At 60.9% G+C, this 12,764-nt stretch carries 11 protein-coding genes; 4 read left to right on the top strand and 7 right to left on the bottom strand.

Annotated features, from left to right (window positions below; translation table 11 throughout):
- Positions 1-18 precede the first annotated feature (18 nt).
- Entirely contained in the window at positions 19-648 is a 630-nt protein-coding gene (locus ACP90_RS23345) for a hypothetical protein (RefSeq protein WP_062490335.1), read from the bottom strand.
- Between the two features lie 268 nt (positions 649-916).
- On the opposite strand from ACP90_RS23345, the gene glcF reads away from it, so the two are divergent.
- Entirely contained in the window at positions 917-2,254 is a 1,338-nt protein-coding gene (gene glcF, locus ACP90_RS23340) for a glycolate oxidase subunit GlcF (RefSeq protein WP_062490334.1), read from the top strand.
- 46 nt (positions 2,255-2,300) lie between these two features.
- Here the strand turns inward: glcF and clcA are convergent, their stop codons facing one another.
- From clcA to ACP90_RS23325, 3 genes are all read right to left on the bottom strand, one after another.
- On the bottom strand, positions 2,301-3,662 hold the full coding sequence (clcA, locus tag ACP90_RS23335) for a H(+)/Cl(-) exchange transporter ClcA (RefSeq protein ID WP_062490333.1): 1,362 nt from the start codon (positions 3,660-3,662) through the stop codon (positions 2,301-2,303).
- Between the two features lie 155 nt (positions 3,663-3,817).
- Positions 3,818-4,615, bottom strand: coding sequence for a L,D-transpeptidase (locus tag ACP90_RS23330; protein WP_062491914.1), 798 nt, complete (start codon positions 4,613-4,615; stop codon positions 3,818-3,820).
- Between the two features lie 239 nt (positions 4,616-4,854).
- A complete protein-coding gene (locus ACP90_RS23325; RefSeq protein ID WP_023002095.1) occupies positions 4,855-5,580 on the bottom strand; it encodes a DUF2927 domain-containing protein in 726 nt (241 codons plus the stop codon).
- A gap of 298 nt (positions 5,581-5,878) precedes the next feature.
- On the opposite strand from ACP90_RS23325, the gene ACP90_RS23320 reads away from it, so the two are divergent.
- Entirely contained in the window at positions 5,879-6,583 is a 705-nt protein-coding gene (locus tag ACP90_RS23320) for a protein phosphatase CheZ (RefSeq protein WP_208993393.1), read from the top strand.
- Between the two features lie 144 nt (positions 6,584-6,727).
- Positions 6,728-7,408: a DNA-3-methyladenine glycosylase I gene (locus ACP90_RS23315; protein WP_062490329.1), complete on the top strand. Its 681-nt coding sequence runs from the start codon at positions 6,728-6,730 to the stop codon at positions 7,406-7,408.
- A 152-nt stretch (positions 7,409-7,560) separates the two neighbouring features.
- Here ACP90_RS23315 and hisG read toward each other — a convergent pair whose 3' ends face one another.
- The 3 genes from hisG to hisS are packed head-to-tail and all read right to left on the bottom strand — an operon-like array spanning position 7,561 to position 11,149.
- Positions 7,561-8,529, bottom strand: a complete 969-nt coding sequence (gene hisG, locus ACP90_RS23310; RefSeq protein WP_062490328.1) for an ATP phosphoribosyltransferase — start codon at positions 8,527-8,529, stop codon at positions 7,561-7,563.
- Positions 8,526-9,680: an ATP phosphoribosyltransferase regulatory subunit gene (locus tag ACP90_RS23305; RefSeq protein WP_062490326.1), complete on the bottom strand. Its 1,155-nt coding sequence runs from the start codon at positions 9,678-9,680 to the stop codon at positions 8,526-8,528. Before ACP90_RS23305 ends, hisG begins: the two co-directional genes overlap by 4 nt.
- Positions 9,681-9,682: 2 nt before the next feature.
- On the bottom strand, positions 9,683-11,149 hold the full coding sequence (gene hisS, locus ACP90_RS23300) for a histidine--tRNA ligase (protein WP_062490324.1): 1,467 nt from the start codon (positions 11,147-11,149) through the stop codon (positions 9,683-9,685).
- A 473-nt stretch (positions 11,150-11,622) separates the two neighbouring features.
- Between hisS and ACP90_RS23295 the strand changes: the two genes are divergently transcribed.
- Complete coding sequence (locus ACP90_RS23295) at positions 11,623-12,759, top strand: glycosyltransferase family 2 protein (RefSeq protein ID WP_051990217.1); 1,137 nt, start codon at positions 11,623-11,625, stop codon at positions 12,757-12,759.
- Positions 12,760-12,764 lie beyond the last annotated feature (5 nt).

Here is a 12,764-nt window from a genome sequence, read left to right as displayed (position 1 = left end):
CTGCCGGTGCGGCGAACGTCATTGCGCCGGCAGGCACTTCACCGTCACGTCGTAACCATAACCATCGCGCTGATGCGTGGTGTTCTTGAGCGACCACTTGTTCTTTTCGGCCTTGTTCTTCTTCGCGGCCACAGCGTCCAGCTCGAAATAGGCCTTGGCGGACACCGTCCAGGTCTTGCTGAGCGCGACCGACTTCTTCATGCCGCTCTTAAGAACCTTGTCCAGGTTGAGCGAGCAGGCCTGGACCGGATCCCAGCCCTGCCACTTGACCTTCGCCATCGGGATAACCGGCGTGTAGGAAATGGAAACCGAACGCTTCGTGCCCGCGCCGACGTCGCGGTTCTGGAAGCTCTTGCTCCAAAGGTTGCCGTCCCCTTCGAAGTAAAGCACGTTCTTGAAGGAACCGACCTTCATGGCAACAATCCGCTCGCCATTCGTCGCCTTTGCCGACAGGCGCAGCAGGAACCGGTGATTGCCGGACTTGATCTTGGTGTAATTGTAGGCGTTGGCCTTCACCTCGACGGGAATGACGTCGATGCCGTCGCGCTTGACTTCCACTTTCTCGATCCAGTCCTTGGCCATGGCTCCGGTTGCGACACTGGCGAGAACAGCGGTCAGAACGGCAGTTTTTGAAATCGTCTTAATCATCAAATCAATTCCTTGGTTGGCATTTCTTTCGCCCACGCTTCGGAACTTAGGCAGGCCCGGTTGAACCGGTTCTGAGTGCACTGTTTATCCCGGGTTCATGTTCCATCTGTCCGTTCAGGGAAGCGGGAAGTGGTGAGGCAGAAAGTCCGTGCCGGCAAAACCGTTGTGCCACAAAGGTGCCTTGTGCCGCTTTCCTTCTGACCGTACGATCCGCCTCGCTCGGAAGGAGAAACCCGAAACGACGGGTCATTGAGGGATACGGGGAGCAATGCAGACAAATTTCACCGCAGAGCAGCTCAAGGACAGTCACGTTGCAGCGTCGGAGAAGATCCTGCGCAAATGCGTGCACTGCGGTTTCTGTACGGCCACGTGCCCGACTTTCACACTGCTTGGAGATGAGCTCGACAGCCCTCGAGGCCGGATTTACCTGATCAAGGACATGCTGGAAAACGACCGTCCAGCAGACAAAACCATCGTCAAGCATATCGACAGATGCCTGTCCTGCCTTGCCTGCATGACCACCTGTCCGTCCGGCGTGCACTACATGCATCTGGTCGATCACGCACGCATCCACATCGAGAAGACCTACAAGCGACCGTTTGCCGACCGTCTGATGCGCTCGGTCCTTGCGTTTGTCTTGCCTTATCCGAAACGGTTCCGGCTGGCGCTTATCGGCGCCTATTTCGGCCGGCCCTTCGCTGGGCTGCTGAAGATGATGGGCGGCCCGCTTGCCCGAATGGGCGCCATGCTGGAACTGGCCCCGGCAAAGGCGCCGGGCCGCGGCCAGCTGGAAGGACCGGGGGTCTTTGCAGCCGAAAGCCCCAAACGCAAGGGGCGTGTTGCACTCCTCAGCGGCTGCGCCCAGCCTGTGCTCAACCCCGGCATCAACGATGCGACCATCCGGCTCTTGCGCAGGGCCGGGTACGAGATCGTGATGCCGAAGGGGGAAGTCTGTTGCGGCGCGCTTGTTCATCACATGGGCAAGGAAGAAGCGTCGCTGGAAAACGCCCGTCGCAACGTCGATGTGTGGATGAAGGAAGCCGAGGGCGAAGGGCTGGATGCCGTCCTGATCACGGCATCCGGTTGCGGCACCACCATCAAGGACTACGGCTTCATGCTGAAGGACGATCCGGCCTATGCCGAAAAGGCGGCCCGGGTGTCAGCCCTTGCAAAGGACGTGACCGAGTTCCTGACCGGTGTCGATCTCGGTGAGCCGCCGATGAAGCCCGGCCTGACGGTTGCCTATCACTCCGCCTGTTCCATGCAGCACGGCCAGAAGATCACCCGGCAGCCGAAGGATCTCCTGAAGGCTGCAGGCTTTGCCGTCAAGGACGTTCCCGAAGGCCACCTTTGTTGCGGGTCTGCCGGCACCTACAACATTCTCCAGCCGGAGATCGCGCGCCGTCTGCGCGACCGCAAGGTTGCCAATATCGAAAAGACCCGGCCGGACGTGATCGCAACCGGCAACATCGGTTGCATGACGCAAATCGGTCTTGGCACGGAAATTCCGATCCTGCACACGGCGGAACTGCTCGACTGGGTCTATGGCGGCCCTCAGCCTGACAGCTTGACGTCGGTACTTCAGCAGCGCCAGGCAGCGGAATAGCCGGACAGCGTGACAAAACTTGGCTCGCGGGCTTGTTTGCAGCCCGTCAGCTCTCCCGTGTGCCCAGCTGAACCGGTGTCTTGTCTCCGTCCGGAGGGCCGTCCACAGGCTGTCCGGCCAGCCGCAGCGTGCGTTCCAGCAATTCCTCGTAGATGGGGCGACCACCCATGTGGTGTGCCGTCAGTGATGCTGTCGTACAGGTGATCAATACCGGCATGATCAGCGAATAGGCGCCGGTCAGTTCCATGACCAGCACAACACCGACAAGTGGTGCGCGCACAGAGGCTGCGAAGAAGCCGCCCATGGCGGCAACGGCACAGGCGCTGCGGAAATCGTCTTCCACCGGCAGGAATTCGGCCGACGGGACGCCGAAGGCGAGGCCGGCACAGGTCGCGATGGACAGCATCGGCGCAAAGATGCCGCCGGGAACACCGGACGCGTAGGAAAACAGCACCCCGCCGAAACGCAGGAGCGTCAGCACCAGCAACGTGATCACGCCATAGTTCGACAGAATGAGGTTGTGGACCAGTTCTTCGCCGCCGCCGGTCGCTGCGGGAAGCGCGTTGAGCAGCAGGCCTGTTACCGCACCGATGACAAGCGCCGGGACCCAGCGCAAGCCGGAGGGGATCTTCAGGAAGAGATCCATGACCGTGATCAGCGCCCGGTTGAAGAAAACGCCAAGCGCGCCGAGGAAAACTCCCAGAACTGCCAGCAGCGCGAAGCTCCAGACCGGAACATAGCCGACATCCACCTGCAGGGGCGGGCCGATATGGGTCAGCTGTTCGGTGATGGCCGCACTCAGGATCGATGCGATGATGACGGCCATGTAGGTGCGATAGCCGAAGGGAAACTGTCGGCGGGTTTCCTCGACAATGAACAGGATCGCGGCCAGGGGGGCATTGAACGCGGCGGCCAGTCCCGCGGCTGCGCCGGCCGCCAGCAGGCCCTTGTGATCATCGGGCGAAAGGTCCTGCGACCGCGACAGGGCCTCGGCGGTCATCGCACCCATGTGGATGGTGGGGCCTTCCCGGCCGAGCACAAGCCCTGACCCAAGCGCCAGCAGACCGCCGAAAAACTTGGCGAACAGGACGCGCGGCCAATGCAGCGGCCGCTTGTCTTCCATGGCCCCTTCGATTTCCTGGATCCCGCTGCCTGCCGCTTCCGGGGCAACCCGCCTGATGAGCAGAAAGGCTCCCGTGACGCAGGCTGCCGAAATGGCCATGGATACGACATAAGGCATGTATCCCGGGCCAAGAGCCAGCCGCAGTGCCGCATAACGGGAGAACAGGAAATCGAGTCCGGTGTGAAATCCGGTTGCCAGACCGCCAACCAGAATGCCGACCAGCGTCGCCTTGAGAAAATAGGCGGCATCCGATCGAACCGAAAAGGAGATGTGGGGGGCTTTCATGCCGCGGTCCTGAAAGAGACTTTAGGGAGACTGCTCTAGGCCGGCGATTCGACCTGTCGTGACGTCAGACTGCAAAGAAAAGCAGGTGCCGGCAACAAAAACGCGCGGCAGAGCCGCGCGTCTGTGTTCCGTTTGCCGGAAAGCGGAAAACTTCGTCAGATCACGTGCACCGTGGTGCCGACCTTGACCCGTTCGTAGAGATCCATGACGTCTTCGTTGCGCATGCGGATGCAGCCGGAGGAGACTGCGTGGCCGATGGTCCAGGGCTGGTTGGAGCCGTGGATGCGGTAAAGGGTGGACCCGAGATACATGGCGCGCGCGCCGAGCGGGTTGTCCGGTCCACCGGCCATGAAGGTCGGCAGGTCGGGACGACGCTTGCGCATTTCCGCCGGCGGACGCCAGTCCGGCCACTCCGCCTTGCGGGTGACCTTGTGGGTGCCGGCCCATTCGAAACCGGGCTTGCCGACGCCGACACCATAGCGCCGCGCGGTGCCGTCGCTCTGAACCAGATAGAGGAAGCGTTCGTTGGTATCGATCACGATCGTACCGGCCTTGTGCGGGCCGTCATAGTTCACGATGGTCGGCAGGAACTGCGGTGCAATCTGCCGCGATTGCGGGGCTCGTGCCTGGCGTTGCGGCTGCTGACGGACCGGTTGCTGGCGGGGTGACCACCAGTTGGCGCGGCGCACCTGCGGCTGTTGCTGCTGGACACGTGGCCGTTGCACACGTTGCTGCTTGAACTGATAGCGCTGCGCCGTCGAACGCCGCTGGACCTGGGGCTGCAGTTGCAGCATCCAGGGTTCTGTCAGGTTCGGGCTGAGCACGAGCGGCGGTGGCGAGACCTGGCCCGCGGTTGCCGGAGTGCCGGAAAGGCCGGTGGAAAGAACCAGGACACCGGCAAACGCGAGAGCCTTGGGAAACATATTTCGCAGCAGCAACATGGCAGTACTCATCAACTTGTCATCGACCACGTTCAGCGGCCTTTTACAGCCGCCGGTTAACGGATTGGCAAGGATGATAAGCAGCTCAGGCTGTTGCAAAGATGAATCCGGCGCACGGAAATCAGGTAATCTTTTCTTATGGTTAGTTGTTGGTTGAGGAACAGGCTTAATGAAATCCTAGGCGCTTCGGTCGTCGCCGGATTAACCTTTGAAGGTGGTTTGAAAAGACAAAGCTTTCCGCGATTCCTTGGTTAACGCACGCGCCTTCTGGCATCGCGCGCTACCAGCGGCAGGATCGGCCGGGTCTGCTGCATCGACATGCCCGGTTTGATACGCGGATCGTAAAGCATGTTCAAAATGATCTGGTCGAACACCGTAAAGCGGCTGTGGCGCGAGGAATCGTTAAACACCGAATGGGTGAGCTGCTCGTCGTCGTTCATCGGCCCCAGCCCCTGCAGAAGTTCCTCGACAAGACAACGCTTGAAAAGAAATTCGCCTTCGTCGGAAACGATGACTGCCGCCGAGCGCTTGATGCCCTTGCGGCCGGAAACGACACGAACAAGGCACCTGCCTGGAACCCGGGCATGTTCGTTCTTGTAGATGTCCTTTTTCACCACCGGTTCATACTGTGCCCGGTCGACCACATAGATCTCGAAATTCGCCTTGGCCGGATCGTTCGTAACGCCGGTCGTCAATCCGCCAATGCGGTTGTCGATTTCCTTTATGAAGCGATGGACCGTCTGTGTCCTGTCGCGCGCGGACAGGTTATGGACGTAGAACAGGACCGGGGTGGTGAACTTCTTGACCAGATAGGGACGCCAGCTCCAGCTGCGGTACTCCAGCCCGAATACGGTCTTCTCGAACCCTTCCAGCAGCTCTTCCGTTGAAAAGGAATCGTTTGCGGCCGAAGGGGAACTCAGCGTGACGGGGGCCGTAAGAAAGAGCAGGCAGGTCAAAAGGATGCGCAGGAAATTCATCTAGGTCAAAGCACCGTTTGCAGCCACATTGGCCTGAGGGTCATGCCTGATCATGCGCGCAGCAGTTCGTTGTCAATCTGCGCGAGGATAACCAAAGCGCCGCCGCGAGGAAAGCCAAGAAACCGTTACCAAACACCAAATTATGCCGTAAGGCGCGCCAAGCATTGAAAAAACAATTCTTTAAACTTCCCGCGCTATAAGGGTCGGTATTGCGATTTAAGAAAGCCTGCAGGGGCGGGGAACGGGAGTAGGCATGGCCGCGGTGAAAAGATCCTTTCGAGCGGAAAGCTTGATACGCATGAATTCCGGGGCAAACGAGAACCCCGCCTATGCCGAAGAACGTCGTCACCAGGAAGTCCTGGCAGAGATCGCCAGCCTCAAATCCATGCTGAAAAGCGGACCGGACCAACAGGCACCGCTTGATCCGGAAGCCATGAGCGCAAAGTTCATGGCCGAATTCCGCAAGGAACTGTCCGAGGCGGCAAAGCTGAAGGTTGAACTCGACGCCATCTACGAGGCAATCGCCCAGACAAAGCGCGAGATCGCGACGCTGCATCACACCACTGGTTCCAAGGGCGAAGAGATGACCCGGGTCACCAACGAGCTTGACGCCGTGGTGATCGGAACGGAAGGGGCGACCGAAACGATCCTGGCATCTGCCGAGTTCATCGACGAGACCGCCAACACGCTGTCCGCGCGACTTGGCAAGGAAGACGCCGAACTGGCGAACGATATCCAGGACAAGGTCATCCAGATCTTCGAAGCCTGTAACTTCCAGGATCTGACCGGCCAGCGCATCACCAAGGTGGTATCGACGCTGCGGTTCGTCGAAGACCGCATCATGCAGATGATGGATATCTGGGGTGGCATCGAAACCTTCAAGGATATCGAAGTCGAACAGCGCGAACTGAAGGAAGGCGACGCTGCCCTTCTCAACGGTCCCGCACTGGAAAGCGACATCGATGTGGCGACCCAGGACGATATCGACGCCCTGTTCGCCTGAGAAAAGTCTCTAGCCTTTAAAATTCGAAACCCGGCCGGCCTGGCCGGGTTTTTTGTTTTTGAAGCCGGGCTCGCATTTCGGGTTGCTTCCAGGTATCGGGAAGGGTACCAAAGTGGGAACAAACAGTGAATATCAAGGTGGCGTATGGCAGAGCAGAAACCGGCGGAAACGGCAAACGCGGAACGCGATCCGGTAACAGGTCTGCTGCTGGGCGAGGACGACAGGAACCGCTGCTGGTGGCATGGCGGTCTGGAGGACTACCAGCGCTATCACGATACGGAGTGGGGCTGGCCGGTTGACGAGGACAGGCGGCTTTTTGAGAAAATCTGCCTGGAAGGGTTCCAGTCGGGCCTGTCCTGGCTGACCATCCTGCGCAAGCGCGAGGCTTTCCGGGCAGCTTTCGCCAATTTCGAATTTGAACGGGTGGCAGAGTTTACCGAGGCGGATGTCGAACGCTGTCTTCAGGACAGCGGCATCGTCCGTCACCGCCGCAAGATCGAATCCACCATCAACAACGCCCGGCGGGCACTGGAGCTGAGGCAGGAGTTCGGCACGCTTGCCGCATACTTCTGGTCATTCGAGCCGAAACCGGAAAACCGGCCTGAGAAGCTGGACTTCGCCACGGCAAAGACCCTGGGCAAGACGGCCGAAAGCACCGAACTCTCCAAGGATCTCAAGAAACGCGGCTGGAGCTTTGTCGGCCCGACCACCGTCTATGCCTTCATGCAATCCATGGGCATGGTCAACGACCACCTGGAAGGCTGCTGCTGCCGGGAAAGCGTTGAAGCCGCACGCACGGCATTCAAGCGTCCTGTGAGGCGCTGAAGGTGACCGGGTCCTGACGAGTTACTCGGCTGGATTCCCTTCCCCCTTGTGGGGAAGGGTTAGGGAAGGGGGTATTCGGCGAAGCCGAAAAAACAACGTCCGCAAGCAACCTCCGCAATCATGTCACGCGGCTCGGAAACGCTGCTGTGTGCTTACCCGTTCACCTTCGCCTTCAGCGGCGAAAACAGTCGGTTTTCCTTGGAGAACACATAGTCGAGCGTTTCGACGGTAACCGTTTCCGCGCCTTCTTCGATCAACAGCTGGGCACAGTCGGCAACCACGTCCCTGGGGCACAAGACGCTGACGTGGTGCAGGTCGTCGACTTCGGAAAAGCGCTGAAGAGCGCCAACCTTGCTGACAGATCGAAGGGCCTGTGTGCGGTCGGCAACCACGGCCTTGACCAGCTTGACGTTGCGGGCTGCTTCTTCCGCGGCCACGCGGTCGAGGATCGCCCGGGCAGCGCCAAGGGCGGTGGCGGACCAGTCGGCGTTGAGGGAGGCTACCAGATTGGCCTGGCTCTTCAGCATCACACCATCTGAAAGGATTTTCAGGTTGTTGGCCTGCAGCGTCGAGCCGGTCGTGGTGATGTCCACGATAAGTTCCGCGGATCCGGCTGCCGGTGCGCCTTCAGTTGCCCCCGCGCTTTCCACGATGCGGTAGTCGGCAATGCCGTGACCGGCGAAGAACGAGCGCGTGAGATTGACGTATTTGGTGGCAACACGCAGACGGCGGCCATGGCGATTGCGGAAATCGGAAGCGACATCGGAAAGATCCGCCATCGTTTCAACGTCGATCCAGGCTTTCGGCACGGCAACCACCACATCCGCCGGACCAAAGCCAAGCGGCGTGACGATGTGAACGGTGCTTTCCGGGTTGGCGATGTTTTCATGCACCAGATCCAGACCCGTGATCCCGAAATGGACCGTGCCGTCGGAAAGTTCCCGCGCGATTTCGGAAGCCGACAGGAACGCGATCTCGACGTTCGGCAGACCCTTGATGGCGCCGCGATAGTTCCGCGCGCCGCCGGGCTGCACCACCTTCAGGCCTGCGCGGCCGAAGAACTCGTGCGTGTTTTCCTGCAGGCGGCCCTTGGAGGGGATGGCGATAATCAGTTTGCTCATGACCTAACACTCGCTGCAATCCGGTCGAGCCACATGGAAAAGCCGATGGCCGGTACGTCGTCTTCGGCCCCAAGAAGGGTCACCAGCTTGTCGTAGCGCCCGCCGCCGACCAGCGGTCCTTCCACGGGTGGGTTGACTGCATGGATCTCGAAGACAAAGCCGGAATAATAATCAAGACGCCGACCGAACTCGGCTGCGAATGTCAGCCGGGCGGGATCGATGCCCTTGGCTTCAAGGGCCGCAAGGCGCTGTTCGAAGGCGGCGATGGGCGTATCCAGGCCAAGGCCGAAATCGCGGGAGAAATCGCGCAGCATTCCGGCGGCGCTGGCGCCATCCGCCTTCAGGGCCAGATAGGCGGAGAGTGTTTCCGCCGCCTTGTCATGGCCGCGGGCACCGCTGGCAAGGGCGGCCTGCTCCAGGAACCTGTCTGCGATTTCGCTGGGCGTGCGTCCGCCGACGGCGGAAATTCCGGCAATCGACAGAAGATCCTCGACGACTGCATGAGCCGCCTCCGGATCGGCCCCTTCCAGCGCAGACAGGAAGCCGAGGCGGACGTCGCGGCTGTCATCGTCGGAGGAGGAGACTCCGGCCATGCGGGTGATCGCGGCGGTCAGACGGTCGGTCTCGCCAAAGAGATCACGCAGCCGGCGGCGCCAGACGGTCGGCAGGTCAAGTCCTTCCAGCACGGCGGCGAACAGGGTCTCGTCGCCAATTCGGATGACGATGTCCGACAGGCCGAATTCCTCCAGGGCCTTGACGGAAAGCGTAAGCAGGTCCGCATCCGCTTCGGCCGTGTCCGTACGGCCGAGGCTTTCCGCGCCGAGCTGCGGGATTTCGCCCAGGCCGTCCGGGCGCTGGCGGAACACCGGGCCATTGTAGCAATAGGCGGCCGGAAGCTTGACGGCTTCCTGCGCCAGATGATGACGGCAAACCGGAATGGTGAAGTCGGGGCGCAGGCACAGATCAAGCCCGTCGGTACCGCTGGTCAGATAGAGTCGGCGTCGGATGTCCTCGCCGGTGAGATCCAGGAAGACGTCCGCCGGTTGCAGGATCGGCGGGCTGACCTCGTCATGGCCTGCAGCCTTGAAGAGGCCAAGAACCGTCTCGATCTTCTCCGGAGCCAGTCCGGTCACCTGTGCCGCCCCACTCATGATCAACCCTCGTTCTGGCGCTGGCGGTCTTCCGCCTGCCCGTCCAGGATGCCGCGCACGGTCGCAAGGAGTTCTGTCTCCTTGACGGTGACCTGCGCCGGACGGCTTTCACGCCAGGTAATGTTGTCGGTAATCTCTTCGGAAAGCCGCTTGCCCTCGATCAGGTCCTTGACCTGGATTTCGCCGGCTTCCCGCTCGTCAGAGCCCTGGATGATGGCGATCGGGCAGTTGCGCCGGTCGGCATATTTCAGCTGGTTGCCGAACTTCTTCCAGTTGCCCTGGTACATCTCTGCGCGGATACCGGCCTCGCGCAGGTCCTGTACCATCTTCTGGTAGCGTCCGAGCGCGGCAACGTCGCCGTCCATCACGGTGACCAGCACCGGCGCGACAACGTCGGACGTGCCGAGCTTGCCGAGGTTCTTCAGCGCTGTCATCAGGCGGGAAACACCGATGGAAAAGCCCGTCGCGGGCACGTCACGTCCGGTGAAGCGCTTGACCAGCCCGTCATAACGGCCGCCACCGCCGACAGACCCGAACTGGACGATTTCGCCCTTCTCGTTGGTCACGTCGAACAGGAGTTCGGCTTCGAAAACGGTGCCGGTGTAATATTCCAGGCCGCGCACGACGGACGGGTCGATCTTGATACGGTCTTCGCCATAGCCACAGGCTGAAAAGATTTCCGCCATGGTGTTGAGCTCGGTGATGCCTTCGTTCTCAAGCGTGCCCGTTCCGGCGACAAAGGCAACGATGCTGTCGATGGCAGCCGGGTCGAGTTCCGCACCCTTGGTGAAGTCGCCGCTTTCGTCCTTTCGGCCGTCGCCCAGCAGCAGACGAACGCCTTCAATCCCGAACTTGTCGAGCTTGTCGATCGCTCGCAGAACCGTCAGCCGGCGTTCTTCGTGCTCTTCACCGCCTAGGCCGATGCTTTCCAGCACGCCGTCCAGGACCTTTCGGTTGTTGACGCGGATCACATACTGCCCGCGCGCGATGCCGAGCGCTTCCATCGTGTCGGACATCATCATGCACATTTCGGCATCCGCCTGGACACCGGGTGCGCCGACGGTATCGGCGTCAAACTGCATGAACTGGCGGAAGCGACCCGGCCCGGGCTTTTCGTTCCGGAACACCCAGCCGGCACGGTAGGTGCGATAGGGCAGCTGGATCTCGTTGATGTTTTCCGAAACGTGGCGGGCCAGCGGTGCGGTCAGGTCGTAGCGCAGGCTCATCCACTGCTCGTCTTCGTCCTGCACGGAAAAGACGCCGGCATTGGGCCGGTCGGTGTCCGGCAGGAACTTGCCGAGGCAATCGGTATATTCAAAGGCAGGGGTTTCGACGGGATCGAAACCGTAACGCTCATAGACAGCGCGGATCTTCGCCAGCATCTCGTCGGTGGCGCGGATGTCCTCGGCAGAGCGGTCAACGAAGCCGCGCGGCAGGCGGGCTTTCAGCTTGTTCGGTTTTTTGGCCATAAAGGTCTTGAATCCTGGCGAGTTCCCGGCCGGACGCGCCCAAGGAAACCTCTCGCATCCGGCTGTCTGATGTTGCGGCTGTCGTAGACGAAACAAGGCGCAAGGGCAAGGCGGTGCAGCATCCTGCCAGTTCGTTCGATAGGAGTTGGAAGAAAGCCGGTGGTTCTGGCCGCGAACCAGTGAATGTCGTGCGGGACCAGCGACAGGGAAGCAATTCTGCAGTCCGTGCCTTGTTTGCATCACAGTTCGCGGTAAAAGGGCGCTTCAGGAACAGTGGAAGTGCAGCTGCGAAAGACAGGTGAAGCACAATGGGCCGGTAAATCGGCCGGGCAGTGCGGGCATCCATTGTCTTTTCTTGTATTTAATCTCTGCCGGGCTATGGTCCGCGCGGATCGGGTGAAAAGGGCCGTCCCGGTGCTGCAAGGAAGGCACGGGACCGGCGGACAGGGCTCAGTATGGACAGTGCGGTGCGCATGGCGGACGGGAATGCCGGCGAAGTTGGGGCCGAGGCTCTGAAAGGGCCGAAGGCCGCTGAACTCAGTGTCATCCTGCCGAGTTTCAACGAAGCTGCGAACATTCCAATCCTGATCGGCCTCCTGGACGAGGCGCTCGCCGGGATCGCCTGGGAAGCGATCGTCGTCGACGACAATTCGCCCGATGGAACCACCGAGGTTGCCCGCGAGATTGCCCGAACCGATGCGCGCGTCCGGGTCATCCGCCGTATTGGCCGCCGAGGCCTGTCGGGGGCCTGTATTGAGGGCATCCTGGCGTCCTCCGCCCCCTTTGTCGCCGTCATGGATGCGGACCTGCAGCACGACGAGACCATGCTGCCGAAGATGCTGGCCGCCCTGAAGGCAGACGAGACGGATCTGGTCGTCGCAAGCCGCAAGGTTGATGGCGGCACCATTGGCGAAGGCCTGTCGTCATTTCGCGCCTGGGGCTCCAACCTCGCCAACGGCCTCGCGCAGAAGCTGCTGAACGTCACCCTCAAGGATCCGATGAGCGGGTTCTTCATGATCCGCCGGGACAAGGCCGAAGCTCTCGCACCGAAGCTCTCGCCCCAGGGCTTCAAGATCCTGCTCGACCTGGTCTCCAGTGCGGGTGGTACCTTGAAGATCAAGGAACTGCCGTTCACCTTCCGCGAGCGCCAGCACGGCGAAAGCAAGCTGGATACGCTGGTCACGCTCGACTATTTCGGTCTGCTGCTCGCGAAATATTTCGGCAACATCGTTTCGGTCCGTTTCCTGATGTTCGGCCTTGTGGGGGCAAGCGGCCTCTTCGTCCATCTGGCGGCACTGCGCGTGTTTCTGCTGAGCGATATGGAATTCAACCTCGCCCAGACGGCGGCGTCCTTCGTCGCAATGACTTCGAACTTCTTTCTCAACAACCAGCTGACCTATCGCGACCGCCGCTTGAACGGCATGAGGGCGCTGGTCGGCCTCCTGACCTTCTACGCGGTCTGTTCGGTCGGCGTGCTGGCCAACGTCGGTGTCGCCAACCTGATCTACGCCGATCCATCCTACTGGTGGTTCGCCGGTACGGCGGGGGCGATCATGGGGGCTGTCTGGAACTACGCGGCAAGCTCCGCCCTGACCTGGCGCAAGTCGTAAAGGCC

The sequence above is a fragment of the Labrenzia sp. CP4 genome (assembly GCF_001579905.1).
Lineage (GTDB): Bacteria > Pseudomonadota > Alphaproteobacteria > Rhizobiales > Stappiaceae > Roseibium > Roseibium algicola.
Note: the sequence above shows the minus strand (reverse complement) of the source record. Positions and strands in the feature narration are given on the sequence as shown.